Genomic DNA, 12,300 nt, shown 5'->3' on the forward strand with positions numbered 1-12,300 from the left:
CCTCGACCAGCGGTCGGCGTGGTCTCGTGACGGGGCTTCGTCCCTCCTCGACCAGCGGTCGGCGTGGTCTCGTGACGGGGCTTCGTCCCTCCTCGACCAGCGGTCGGCGTGGTCTCGTGACGGGGCTTCGTCCCTCCTCGACCAACGGATGTGACGGGACTTCGTCCCTCCTCGACCAGCGGAGGCGGAGGGCGCGAAGTCCTTCCGTAAGCAGCGAGCACGTGAACCCAACTGCCTCGACCGGGGTCGACACGGCTGGCAGCATGCCGCCATGTCCCTGGTCGCGCGCGAGGTGGAGCTCGGGGCGATCCGGCGGCTGGTGGCGGGGGAGCCGGGGGAGGGCGTGCGGGCGCTGGTGCTCGAAGGAGCGCCCGGGATCGGCAAGACCAGCCTCTGGGAGCAGGGGGTCGCGTGGGGGCGTGAGCACGAGCGACGGGTCCTGGTGGCGCGCAGCAGCCAGGCGGAGACGGGGCTGTCGTTCGCGGGGCTGATCGACCTGTTCGACGGGGTGGACAGCGACGAGCTGGACGCCGTACCCGGGCCGCAGCTGCGGGCGCTCGAGGTCGCGCTGTACCGCGCCGACCCGGGCGACCGGCCGCCCGAGGCACAGGTGATCGCGCTGGCCGTCCTCGCGGCGCTGCGACTGCTCTCCGAGCACCACCCCATCGTGGTGGCGCTCGACGACGTGCAGTGGCTGGACAGCACGTCGGAGGAGGCGCTGGCGTTCGTCGCCCGCCGGCTGCGCAGGGAGCGCGTCACGTTCCTGATGACGCGCCGGCCCGGCCGGCGTACCGCGCTCGAGCGCGCTCTGCCCGACGACCACGTCGACCACATCGTCGTCGGCGGGACCACGTTGGCCGGGACCCGCGAGATCCTCGCGACCCGGCTCGGGCTGCGGTTGCCGCACCACCTGCTGCGCCGGGTGCACGAGACGACGGCCGGCAACCCGCTGTTCGCGCTCGAGCTCGGGCGTCAGCTGGCCACCCGCGACCCCGGCACGCTCACCGGCAGCCTGCCGATCCCGGACCACGTGGACGACCTGCTGGGGGTGCGCGTGGCCGACCTGGAGAGGCCCGTACGCCGCCTGCTGCTGGCCATCGCCCTGGAGCCCGACCTGAGGGTGTCCCAGCTGCGCGAGCACGCCGGCGGAGCCGCCCTCGACGGCGGGGTCGAGGCCGGTGTCGTGACCGTCGACGGCGAGCGGGTCCGGGTCGCGCACCCGCTCATCGCCGCGGCCGCCCAGCGCCAGGCGAGCCAGGAGGAGCTGTGGGAGCTGCACCGCCGCATCGCCGACGTCGTCGCCGAGGAGCACCGCCGGGTCCTGCACCTGGCGCTGGCCACGCCCGAGGCCGACGAGGCGCTCGCGCGCCGCCTCGACGTCGCGGCCGCGGTCGCGTCCGCCCGCGGCGCCACGCGGCTGGCCATCGACCTGGCCGCCCACGCGTTGCGGTTGACGCCGCCTGACGTGGTGGACGACGACCGGGTGCTCGCGCTGGGCCAGCACCTGCACGACGCGGGGGAGAAGCAGCGGCTGACCGACCTGCTGGGCGAACGGGTCCTGGCCCTGCCGCCCGGCGCGCCGAGGGTGGCGGCGTACACGATGCTGACCGAGGGTGTGGTCACCGGCAGCGACGAGATCAACCAGCTGCTGGAGAAGGCGCTGGCCGAGGCCGGCGACGACCCGCGGCTGCGCGGTCTGGCGCTCGCGTTCCTCGCCGAGAACGAGGCGGTCGTCGAGGTTCAGGGGCTCGAGCGCGCCGACGCCCGCGCCAGCGAAGCGGTGGCTCTGAGCGAGCACGGCACGCTCGACGAGCAGCGCACCGCGATCACCACGCTGACCTGGACCCAGGCGCTGCGCGGTCATCCGGTCGACCACCTGCTGCGGCGGCACCAGGGTCTCTCGGCCGACGGCACCTACCTGGCCCGTCACCCCCAGCGGGTCGCCGGTCAGCGGCACGTCTGGCGGGGCGAGCTCTCGGTCGCCCGACAGCTGCTGACCGACTTCCGGGACGCCTCGGAGCAGTGGGCCGATGCCTACGCGCATGGCCGACTGCACCTCTGCGAGCTGGAGCTGCGCGCGGGCGGCTGGGACGAGGTCGAGCGGATGCTCGACGAGTGGGCGCAGTCGACGGACAGCGCGTTGCTGCAGTGGCCGATGTACGAGCGCTGCCGCGGCCTGCTCGCCGCGGGGCGGGGCGACGTCGAGGAGGCGCGTCGCTGGGCCGGCCGCGCTCGCGACATGGCGGAGCAGACCGGCGTGCGCTGGGACTGGCTGGAGTCGAGCCGTGCCCTCGGCCAGGCCGCGCTGCTCGCCAAGGACCTCCCGGAGGCCGTGCGTCACCTCGGCGCGGTGTGGGACCACACCGTTCGCGAGGGCGTGCTCGACCCCGGCGCCTTCCCGGCCGGCCCCGACCTGGTCGAGGCACTCATCGAGAGCGAGGACGTCGACGGGGCGCGGCGCGTCAACGACACCCTCGCCGACCGGGCCGGCCACCAGGACCATCCCTGGGCGCGTCACGGTGCCCGGCGCGGTGCGGCGCTGCTCGCCGTCGCCGAGAAGGGGTACGACGACGACCTCGGCGAGGACCTGGCGGCGGTCGCGGCGGCGTACGGCGAGCTCGGCCTGGCCTTCGACGAGGCCCGTGCCGTCCTGGCCCTCGGCCGGGCCCAGCGGCGCGCGAAGAAGTGGGGCGCCGCGCGCGAGACGCTCGAGCGAGCGGTCGCGGTCTTCGACGAGCTGGGATCTCCCGGCTGGGCCGACGACGCGCGCGCCGAGCTGGAGCGGTCCGGTGCCCGGCGGTCGGCGACCGAGGGACTGCTGACCGCGACCGAGCGCCGGGTCGCGGACCTCGCCGTCGAGGGCCTGACGAACAAGGAGATCGCGCGCACCCTCGTGGTGACCGTCAACACCGTCGAGTTCCACCTCCGCAACACCTACGCGAAGCTCGGCATCCGCTCACGGGTGCAGCTGGCGGCCGCCCTGCAGGGCACCGACGACCAGCAACCGTAGGGGCCTTCGCACGTCCCTTCCTGGGGTCGCCCTACGGCATTTCCTCGGGTACTCCGTGGTTTCGGCGCGCCCGTCCTCCCCGCGACCGTTGAGGCAAGCAATCCACAGGCCCAACGAGAGAACAGGCACCACCATGACGATCACCACCACCGACTACCGCGCACTCCGCGACAAGCAGCAGCAGGTCTGGAGCAGCGGTGACTACAACAAGATCGCGGCGATCACCGTCCCGGTCTCCGAGCACCTGGTCGAGCACGTGGGCGTCGAGCCCGACATGCGCGTCCTGGACGTCGCGACCGGCACCGGGCACGTCGCCCTCGCCGCCGCCCGCCGGGGCGCCGAGACGTTCGGCATCGACTACGTCCCCGAGCTGCTCGACATCGCCCGCCGCCGCGCGGCCGCCGAGGAGATCGAGGTCGAGTTCGCCGAGGCCGACGCCGAGAGCCTGCCGTACGCCGACGCGTCGTTCGACCTGGTCCTGTCGGCCATCGGCGTGATGTTCGCCGCCGACCACGCCCAGGCCGCCCGCGAGCTGGTCCGGGTGTGCAAGCCCGGCGGCCGCATCGCGCTGGCCAGCTGGACGCCCGAGGGCTTCGTCGGCGGCATGCTCGCCACCGTCGGCCGCCACGTGGCGCCGCCGCCCGGCGCGCAGCCGGCCACCCGCTGGGGCATCCAGTCCGTGGTCGCCGACCTGCTCGGCGACCAGGTCACCGACGTCACGTCCGTGACCGAGCGCGTCCGCCAGCGGTTCGGGGCCGCGGAGGACTTCGCCGACCTGTTCCTCACCTACTACGGGCCGACCTTCTCCGCCGCGCAGCGGCTGGACGAGGAGGGCCGGGCAGCGCTCCGCGCCGACCTGGTCGCCCTGGCTCGCTCCTTCGACCAGCACTCGGACTGGGACGACGACGAAGGCGTCGTCCTGGACTGGGAGTACCGCATCGTCACCGCCACCCGGCGCTGACTCCACCTCGAGAAACCAAGGAACTGTCATGAACAGCAGCAAGACCCACCGCATCCGCTTCGTCCTGCTCCTCGCCGCCGGGATGGTCGTGGCCAGCGCCGCCACCGCGGGCGCCGCGGACCTGCTCACCGGCCAGGACGTCAAGAACGAGTCGCTGACCGGCCGCGACGTCCGCAACGGCACCATCTCCGGTGCCGACGTCAGGGACGGCTCGCTCACCAAGGACGACTTCAGCGGAACGCTCGCAGGCCCGCAGGGTCCGCAAGGCCCCGAGGGCCCGGCCGGACCGAAGGGCGCGACCGGCGCGACCGGCGCCCAGGGACCGATCGGTCTGCCCGGCCAGACCGGCCAGCAGGGACCGCCCGGCATCAGCGGCCTCGAGTACGTCGTGACCGGCAACAGCGTCGCCGGGAAGGCGACCGAGTTCTGGCAGGCCGACTGCCCCGCGGGCAAGAAGGTCCTCGGCGGCGGCGTCTCCAGCACCGAGCCGACCCTGGTCCTGGTGCGCGAGAGCGCGGCCCTGGACTTCGGTGCCGGCTGGTACGTCGGGGTCTACAACGACAAGGCCACCGCGCAGAACAGCTTCGCCTGGGCCGTGTGCGCCACGGTCCAGTGACCGGGCAGTGACCCACCAGAACCACAACTGAATACCGGGGGGACCGCCGTCGGGCTGGTCCGGCCGCCAGGGGGGTGCGGCCGGACCGGCCCGATCGGCGTACCTCGGGTCACCGGGTCACGTGACGGGACTTCGTCCCTCCTCGACCAGCGGGATCAGGCGAGCAGGCGCTCGGTCCAGCGGGGCTCGTACGCCGGGTGGGCGCCGTACCCGTAGAGCAGCAGCCGCAGCTCGCCTCGGTCCGGCAGCCGGCCGGCGGCCAGCCGGCGCAGCAGCGCGTCGATCGCAGCCACCTGGACCGCCATCCCGGGCCGGCCGCGCGCCCAGATGCGGGCCAGGTCCTCGGTCAGCCGGTCGGTCAGGAAGTCCAGCAGGTCGTCGTCAGCCATCGTGCTCATCCCTCGCGAGCTCGTCGTGGTGACCGGGACAGGTCGTCCCGGCGGGAAGGCAGGTCTTCGGACTCGTGGGCGTGTCCCGGAGGACTCCTACTGGACGTCGCTTCCCAGGTCCCGTGGACCCAGTGCCTGTGACGCCGGTCGTTCCCACTCACCGCTGCGGGGCAGTCCCGGTCTCTCACCGGGTTCCCTCTTGCGAGGACCGGTCTCACGACCGGTCCAACCTTCGTGGCGGTGAGTCTAGGTGCACTGGTCCGGACCGGGCGCAGGCGCTCGCAGCGGTGGCTCGGCAAAATCTCGGCGGGTCTTCGGGAGTCGCCCATGCGGTGCCGGACGGCGTGTCAGCATGAGCGCGGCTCCCGACGACCCCCCCACGCACGGGAGCCGGAGGCGGGGGCGGACGACCCCGATCGAACTGGCCGGGTCACCCGCCCTCGCCTCACCTTCTAGCCGGCCGCGGACTTCTCCGGCGCCCCGTCGTCGTCCTGCTGGCGGGTGAAGAACGAGATCCGGCCGTCGGCCTCCATCACGGCGTACTCGATCTCGGCGGTGTGGCGGATGCCCTCCTCGCGGGCGGCGACCAGCAGGTCGGCGAGCCCGAGGCGTTGCGTGCGCATGTTGGCCTCGACCGGCCGGCCGTCCTGGAACACCACGAGCGCTCGCCCCGTGACCAGCGGCCGCACCCGCGGGAACCGCCACTGCACCCACGACAGCGAGAGCGTGAGCAGGGCGAAGGTGCCCACCGCCAGCATGCCGCCCGTGAGGGAGTAGTCCTGCTGGGTCACGGCCTGCTGCACGAGGTCGCCCATGGTGACGTAGAGCAGCAGCTCGAAGGTGCTCAGCTCCCCCAGCGTGGACCGTCCGACCGCCCGGGTGACGACCCACAGGAAGACGAAGACGACGGCGGCGCGGACGACGAGCTCCATCAGCGGCCTCCCGACCTCATGGCTGCCACCGGCGACGTCACGGGAGCAGCCTGGTCCGGAAGTCGACCGACGCCACGGTGCGGCCGTCGGCGGTGACGACGCCCAGGGTGCCGGAGCGGCCCTGCTGGCTCGCGGGCTGGATGTAGGCGTCGTAGGAGAGCACGAAGGTGTCGCCGCCCGGCGCGTCGAAGGTGAGGTAGAGCGTCTGGCCGTTGCGCACGCTGGAGGACGCGTCCGGGTGGAAGCCCTGGGTCTCGTAGATGTCCAGGTAGTCGCCGGTCAGCGCCAGCGTGATCGTGTCGGCGAAGCCGCCGTCCGCGGTGACGGTCACCTCGAACGGCACGTCCAGGCCGCTCCGGGCCACCGAGGCGTACCGCAGCGAGAGGTGGTAACCGTCCTGCGCGGCCGTCGCGGTGGTCGTGTGCACCCCGAGGTAGCCGCTCAGGCCGACCAGCACGAACACGAACAACGCGGCCAGCACGACACGGCGACCCCAGATCGCGCGGGCCGGGTCGATGCCCTCGAGGCCGCTCAGCGTCGAACCGGGCACCTCCACCCTGCCGGTGTAGCACCCCGCACGGGGTCACCCGGCGGGACACGCCGCGCGGCTGCGCGCTGCACGCTCGCGCTCGAAACCGGGCCGACCTGTCGGCTCCTCAGGCCACGGACCAGACGCCCGCAACGGCGGCGACCGCCGCGGCGAGGCACCGCAGCCTGTCGACCAGCTGCAACCGGCGCACGAGCGCAGGGTCGCGGTCCTGGAGCCGGCTGTGCAGCGGTCCGGCGAGAGTGGCGGTCAGCCCCGTCGCGGCAAGGGTGCCGGCAGCCGCGACGGCGAGCGGGACCGGTGCCAGGTCACCCGGGTGCACCAGGGCAGCGGCGCAGACCGCGACGGCCCCGGCGTACACGACCACGACCACGGGCGTGATCCGACGGGCGTGGGCAGCGTGGGCCGCTCGCCAGCCATCTGCGGGCACCGCGGCGAGCGCCGGGTAGACCACGAAGGTGACCGTGACCTGGAAGCCTGCGTGCAGAGCCAGAGCCCCCACGAACACGGCTCGCCAGGCGTCCCCGTCCACGTCGGCAGGGTAGACGTGCGGGCCGGAGCCGCTCGGGTCCGCCTCCTATGCTGGAGCGACACGACCCGGACAGGGGACACCCGATGACCACCAGGACCGGCGCCCCCGCGGCCGCGCCGATCGCCCTGATCGGAGCCGCCCACCCCGGACCCACGGTCGCGGTCACCACGGTGATGACCGTGCTGGCCGTCGCGCTCGGGCAGTCGGCCGACCGGGTGGTCCTGGTGGCGCTCGCGGTGCTCACCGGCCAGCTCAGCATCGGCTGGAGCAACGACCTCGTGGACGTACGCCGCGACCGCGAGGTCGGCCGCGAGGACAAGCCGCTCGCGACCGGTGCGGTGTCGACCCGGACGGCCACGATCGCCTGCGGCACCGCCGTCGTGCTGACCGTCGTGCTGTCGCTGGCCTGCGGACTGCTCGCGGGCGTGGTGCAGCTGGTCGGTGTCGCGGCCGGCTGGGCCTACAACCTGGGGGTGAAGGCGACGGTCTGGTCGTGGGCGCCGTACGCCGTCGCGTTCGGCGGCTGGCCGGTGTTCGTGTGGCTGGCGGGCGACCCCGGCTCCCCGCCACCGATCTGGCTGCCGGTCGCGGGCGCGTGCCTCGGGGTCGGCGCCCATCTCCTGAACGTGCTGCCCGACATCGCCGACGACGCGGCGACCGGCGTGCGGGGGCTTCCTCACCGCCTGGGCGCCGCCCGCCTGCCGGGTGCCGCACTGCTGGTGCTGCTGGCCGGGACGGTCACGGCTCTCGTGGGTGCCGACGCCCCGCTCGTCGCCGTGGTGGCCACGCTCGTCGCCGTCGGCGCTCTCGGTGTCGTCGTGCTGCGCGGTCGTGGGCGGGCGCCGTTCGCGGCCGCCGTCGGGATCGCCCTGGTCGACGTGGTGCTGCTGGTGGTCGCCCTGTGAATGGGCCTGTGACCTCGTGGGACCTGGTCGTGGTCGGCGCCGGGCCGGCGGGCTCCGCGGCTGCGCTCGGCGCGCTGCGGGAGGACCCGTCGCTGCGCGTGCTGCTGCTGGACCGCGCGTCGTTCCCCCGCGACAAGAGCTGCGGGGACGGCGTCGCCCCGCACGTGCTCGACGTGCTCGGGTCCGTGGGCGCGGCCGACGTCGTCGACGGCTGGGTGCCGCTGCGGCACCTGGAGCTGGCCCGCGGCACGACGCGGGTCGAGGGACCGATGGCGCGCGAGGTGTACGTCGTGCCGCGCGAGGTGTTCGACGCACGCCTGGTCGAGCACGCCCAGCGCGCGGGCGCGGTGCTGGAGCGGCGCCGGGTGCGGGAGGTACGGGTCACGCCCGAGGGTGTCTGCCTCGACGGCGAGCTGTCCGCGCCGGTCGTCGTCGGTGCCGACGGCGCGCACTCGGTCGTGCGACCCGTGCTGGTCGGGGACGGGCGGGAGCCCCGGGCGATCGCGATCCGGGGGTACGCGCCGACCGCCGCGCACCGCGTCGGCAAGCAGGTCATCCGCTACGGTCCGCGCGCCCAGCCGGCGTACGCCTGGGCCTTCGACCGCGGCGACGGCTGGAGCAACGTCGGGTACGGCGAGCTGTTGCCCGGGCCCTCCAGGGGAGAGTCGCCCAGCCGCGCTCTGCTGCTCGACCAGCTCGAGGAGCTGTTGCCCGGCACGGTCGCCGACGGCCAGCAGTGGAAGGGCCACCACCTGCCGCTCTCCGGCTGGCGCTGGCGCCAGCCCGACGGACCGGTGCTGCTGGCCGGGGACGCCGCCTCGCTGGTGAACCCGATGACCGGCGAGGGCATCTACTACGCGGTCGCGACCGGCGTCCTGGCCGGGCGATCGGCCGCGCGGGCGTTGGCCGGCGGGTCGCCCGAGGATGCGGGGGCCGCGCACCGCGCCGCCGTACGTCACCTGCTCGGCCGGCACCTCAAGCACACCTGGACTGCCGCCCGGCTGTCGCGGGTACCCGCCGTCGTCGACGCCGGCATCCGGGCCGCCGCCCGGGACCGGCGGTCCTTCGACACACTGGTCGAGCTCGGCCTCGGCGACGGCCGCATCGGCCCACGCCTCGCCGGCGGTCTCGCCCGGCAGCTGATCCGTCCCCACCGCGAGGAGCACCATGCCGATCCTGTCCGTCCGTAGCGCCCTGCCGGGCCATCGCTACCCGCAGGCGCAGCTGACCGACGCCTTCGCGGGGCTGGTCACGCGCGGGGGCCTCGACGAGGCGGTGCTGCGGCGCTTCCACCGCAACGCGGGCGTGGAGTCGCGGCACGTGGTGCTGCCGTTGGAGGAGTACGCCGAGCTGGGCGACTTCGGGGCCGCCAACGACCGCTTCATCGAGCACGCCGTCGAGCTGGGCTCGCGGGCGCTCGAGGACGCGCTGAAGGCGGCCGGCCTGACGCCCTCGGACGTCGACATGGTCGTGTCGACGACGGTCACCGGCCTGGCCGTGCCCTCGCTGGAGGCCCGGATCGCGTCCCAGGTCGGACTGCGGCCGGACGTGAAGCGGATGCCGCTCGTCGGCCTCGGCTGTGTGGCCGGTGCGGCCGGGATCGCACGTGTGCACGACTACCTGCTCGGCCACCCCGACGACGTGGCCGCGCTGGTCGCGGTCGAGCTCTGCTCGCTGACGGTGCAGCGCGACGACGTGTCGGTGCCGAACCTCGTCGCGAGCGGCCTGTTCGGCGACGGGGGCGCGGCCGTGGTGATGGCCGGCAGCGCACGACGTACCGGCCCGGTCGACGTGGTGGCGACGCGCAGCCGGCTGTACCCGGACTCCGAGCGCACCATGGGCTTCGACGTGACGGGCGGGGGTCTGCGGATCGTGCTCGACGCCGAGGTGCCGGTGCTGGTCGAGAGGTACCTGCGCGGCGACGTCGACGAGTTCCTCGCCGACCACGGCCTCACGCGCGGCGACCTCGGGTGGTGGGTCTGCCATCCCGGCGGTCCGAAGGTGATCGAGGCGCTGGAGTCGGCGCTGGAGCTGCCGCGGTCGGCGTTGCAGCTGACGTGGGACTCGCTCGCGCGGGTCGGCAACCTGTCGTCGGCCTCCGTGCTGCACGTGCTCGAGGACACGCTGCGCGACCGGCCGCCGGCTCCCGGGTCCTACGGGATGCTGCTCGCGATGGGTCCCGGCTTCTGCTCGGAGCTGGTGCTGCTGCACGCGACGGCGGCCTGAGCCATGGCCTCCCTGACTGCGTTCACCGTCCTCGTCGCCCTCGTGGGCGTCGAGCGGCTGGCCGAGCTCGTCGTGTCGAAGCGCAACGCGGCCTGGAGCTTCGCGCGTGGCGGCGTGGAGTCGGGCTTCGGGCACTACCCGTTCATGGTCGTGCTGCACACCGGCCTGCTGGTCGGCGCGCTGGTCGAGGCCTGGGTGGTGCGACCGTCCGTGCCGTCGGTCCTGGCGTGGGTCTTCGTGGTCCTGGTGCTGCTGTCGCAGGGGCTGCGGTGGTGGTGCATCACGACGCTCGGGTCGCGCTGGAACACCCGCGTGATCATCGTGCCGGGGCTGGCGCCGGTGACGGGCGGGCCGTACCGCTGGCTGCGCCATCCCAACTACGTCGCGGTCGTCGTCGAGGGCGTCGCCCTGCCGCTGGTGCACCTGTCGTGGGTGACGGCGCTGGTGTTCACGGTGCTCAACGCGTTCCTCCTCCGCGTCCGGATCAGGGTCGAGGACGAAGCGCTGTCCACGTTGCCGGTGGCATCCCGTGCGTGATCTCGTCGTTGCCGGGGGAGGGCCGGTCGGGCTGGCCACCGCGCTGTACGCCGCCCGTGCCGGGCTCGACGTCGTCGTCCGCGAGCCCCGGCCGGTGCCGGTGGACAAGGCCTGCGGAGAGGGGCTGATGCCCTCGGCCGTCGAGGACCTCGAGGCCCTGGGCCTGTCCCTGCCCGGCGTGCCCCTGACCGGCATCCGGTACCTCGACGGGCGGCGTTCGGTCGACGCGCCGTTCGCCGCGGGGCCGGGACGCGGGGTTCGTCGAACCGCCCTGCACGCGTCACTGGCCGCGGCCGTGGCCTCGGCCGGGATCCCGGTCGAGCCCTGTGCGGTCTCGGTGGTGACCCAGTCGTCCGACGGGGTGGTCGTGGACGGCTCACCGTTCCGCCACCTGGTGGCCGCGGACGGTCTGCACTCGCCGGTACGTCGGATGCTCGGCCTCGAGGCACCTCGCCGAGGTCCGCGCCGGTTCGGGCTGCGCCGGCACGTCGCCGTCGAGCCGTGGACGTCGTACGTCGAGGTGCACTGGTCGCCGCACGCCGAGGCGTACGTGACGCCGGTGGCCCCGGACTGCGTGGGGATCGCGGTGCTGGCCTCGGACGGGGGTTCCTTCTCGTCGCAGCTGTCCGCGTTCCCGTCACTGGTCGCCCGGGTCGCCGACGCCTCGGCGTCGAAGGTGCTGGGTGCGGGCCCGTTGCGGCAGCGGGTGACCCGGCGGGTCGCGGGGCGCGTGCTGCTGGTGGGTGACGCGTCCGGGTACGTCGACGCGCTGACGGGTGAAGGCATCGCGCTCGGGCTGGCGCAGGCGCGGGCGGCGGTGGCGGCCATCGTCTCCGGTGACCCCGCGTCGTACGAGCGCGCGTGGCAGCGCCTGTCGTGGCGGCACAACCTGCTGACGTCGACGCTGGTGTCGGTGTCGTCGCGCCCGGTGCTGCGTCGTGGCCTGGTGCCGGCGGCGTCCGCGCTCCCCGTCGTGTTCCGGGCCGCGGTCAACGAGCTGGCGCGGCCGGCATGACGTCGCCCGAGCAGGTGGTGCTGCTGGCCGAGGACGGTACCGCGGTGGGTACGGCGGACAAGGCGACCGTGCACCACGCCTCGACGCCGCTGCACCTCGCGTTCTCGTGCTACGTGCTCGCGGACGACGGCTCGTTGCTGGTGACGCAGCGGGCGTTGGCGAAACGCACGTTCCCCGGCGTCTGGACCAACTCGTGCTGCGGGCACCCGTCGCCGGGGGAGTCGCTGTCGTCGGCGGTGGTCCGGCGGGTGGCTCAGGAGCTCGGACTCGGGCTGAGGGACGTCCGGCTGGTGCTGCCCGGGTTCCGGTACGTCGCGGAGATGCCCGACGGCACCCGCGAGAACGAGATGTGTCCCGTCTTCACCGCCCGCGCGGTCGGCTCGGTGGAGGTGGACCGGTCCGAGGTCGAGGCCTTCGTCTGGGAGCCGTGGCCCGAGTTCCGCGCCGCGGTTCTGTCCGGCGCTCGTGACGTCTCCTCCTGGTGCCGTGAGCAGGTCGCCCAGCTCCCGGAGGACCTCGCGTCCGCTGAGTCTCGGCCGTTCTCCGAGCTCCCGCCTGCCGCGCAGGTGTAGCGCCGCCGCTGGTCGAGGAGGGACGAAGTCCCAGCTGGTCGAGGAGGGACGAAGTCCC

13 protein-coding genes and 1 riboswitch are annotated in these 12,300 nt (G+C 74.0%); of the genes, 9 read left to right on the top strand and 4 right to left on the bottom strand.

Annotation, left to right across the window (positions count from 1 at the left end):
* Nucleotides 1-271: 271 nt before the first annotated feature.
* The 3 genes from ISU07_RS21415 to ISU07_RS21425 all read left to right on the top strand — a co-directional run bounded on the left by ISU07_RS21415 (nucleotide 272) and on the right by ISU07_RS21425 (nucleotide 4,587).
* Entirely contained in the window at nucleotides 272-3,010 is a 2,739-nt protein-coding gene (locus tag ISU07_RS21415) for a helix-turn-helix transcriptional regulator (protein ID WP_194708885.1), read from the top strand.
* A 133-nt stretch (nucleotides 3,011-3,143) separates the two neighbouring features.
* The gene (locus tag ISU07_RS21420) at nucleotides 3,144-3,971 is read left to right on the top strand and encodes a class I SAM-dependent methyltransferase (RefSeq protein ID WP_194708886.1); all 828 of its coding nucleotides are present in this window, start codon (nucleotides 3,144-3,146) and stop codon (nucleotides 3,969-3,971) included.
* A gap of 28 nt (nucleotides 3,972-3,999) precedes the next feature.
* Complete coding sequence (locus tag ISU07_RS21425; RefSeq protein ID WP_194708887.1) at nucleotides 4,000-4,587, top strand: collagen-like triple helix repeat-containing protein; 588 nt, start codon at nucleotides 4,000-4,002, stop codon at nucleotides 4,585-4,587.
* Nucleotides 4,588-4,742: 155 nt separating this feature from the next.
* Here ISU07_RS21425 and ISU07_RS21430 read toward each other — a convergent pair whose 3' ends face one another.
* The 4 genes from ISU07_RS21430 to ISU07_RS21445 all read right to left on the bottom strand — a co-directional run bounded on the left by ISU07_RS21430 (nucleotide 4,743) and on the right by ISU07_RS21445 (nucleotide 6,987).
* Nucleotides 4,743-4,976: a hypothetical protein gene (locus ISU07_RS21430; protein ID WP_194708888.1), complete on the bottom strand. Its 234-nt coding sequence runs from the start codon at nucleotides 4,974-4,976 to the stop codon at nucleotides 4,743-4,745.
* 40 nt (nucleotides 4,977-5,016) lie between these two features.
* A riboswitch (cobalamin riboswitch) is annotated at nucleotides 5,017-5,225 on the bottom strand.
* 203 nt (nucleotides 5,226-5,428) lie between these two features.
* Nucleotides 5,429-5,908, bottom strand: coding sequence for a DUF421 domain-containing protein (locus ISU07_RS21435; RefSeq protein ID WP_194708889.1), 480 nt, complete (start codon nucleotides 5,906-5,908; stop codon nucleotides 5,429-5,431).
* Nucleotides 5,909-5,945: 37 nt separating this feature from the next.
* Nucleotides 5,946-6,464 carry a hypothetical protein gene (locus ISU07_RS21440; RefSeq protein WP_194708890.1) on the bottom strand — a complete coding sequence of 173 codons (519 nt, stop codon included), beginning with the start codon at nucleotides 6,462-6,464 and terminating at the stop codon, nucleotides 5,946-5,948.
* 100 nt (nucleotides 6,465-6,564) lie between these two features.
* Complete coding sequence (locus ISU07_RS21445) at nucleotides 6,565-6,987, bottom strand: hypothetical protein (RefSeq protein WP_194708891.1); 423 nt, start codon at nucleotides 6,985-6,987, stop codon at nucleotides 6,565-6,567.
* A gap of 83 nt (nucleotides 6,988-7,070) precedes the next feature.
* On the opposite strand from ISU07_RS21445, the gene ISU07_RS21450 reads away from it, so the two are divergent.
* From ISU07_RS21450 to idi, 6 genes are read left to right on the top strand one after another with little or no spacing between them, the layout of a single operon-like run.
* Nucleotides 7,071-7,892 (top strand): UbiA family prenyltransferase, encoded by an 822-nt coding sequence (locus ISU07_RS21450; protein ID WP_194708892.1) that lies wholly within the window; start codon nucleotides 7,071-7,073, stop codon nucleotides 7,890-7,892.
* 8 nt (nucleotides 7,893-7,900) lie between these two features.
* Nucleotides 7,901-9,082, top strand: coding sequence for an NAD(P)/FAD-dependent oxidoreductase (locus ISU07_RS21455; RefSeq protein WP_323742749.1), 1,182 nt, complete (start codon nucleotides 7,901-7,903; stop codon nucleotides 9,080-9,082).
* Nucleotides 9,060-10,118 (top strand): type III polyketide synthase, encoded by a 1,059-nt coding sequence (locus ISU07_RS21460; protein WP_194708893.1) that lies wholly within the window; start codon nucleotides 9,060-9,062, stop codon nucleotides 10,116-10,118. Before ISU07_RS21455 ends, ISU07_RS21460 begins: the two co-directional genes overlap by 23 nt.
* A 3-nt stretch (nucleotides 10,119-10,121) precedes the next feature.
* Nucleotides 10,122-10,655, top strand: a complete 534-nt coding sequence (locus ISU07_RS21465; RefSeq protein ID WP_194708894.1) for an isoprenylcysteine carboxyl methyltransferase family protein — start codon at nucleotides 10,122-10,124, stop codon at nucleotides 10,653-10,655.
* Nucleotides 10,648-11,670: an NAD(P)/FAD-dependent oxidoreductase gene (locus ISU07_RS21470; RefSeq protein WP_194708895.1), complete on the top strand. Its 1,023-nt coding sequence runs from the start codon at nucleotides 10,648-10,650 to the stop codon at nucleotides 11,668-11,670. The genes ISU07_RS21465 and ISU07_RS21470 overlap by 8 nt, the downstream gene beginning before the upstream one ends.
* Nucleotides 11,667-12,242, top strand: coding sequence for an isopentenyl-diphosphate Delta-isomerase (gene idi, locus ISU07_RS21475; RefSeq protein ID WP_194708896.1), 576 nt, complete (start codon nucleotides 11,667-11,669; stop codon nucleotides 12,240-12,242). Before ISU07_RS21470 ends, idi begins: the two co-directional genes overlap by 4 nt.
* Nucleotides 12,243-12,300: the final 58 nt, after the last annotated feature.

It is taken from the genome of Nocardioides islandensis (assembly GCF_015352455.1).
Lineage (GTDB): Bacteria > Actinomycetota > Actinomycetes > Propionibacteriales > Nocardioidaceae > Nocardioides > Nocardioides islandensis.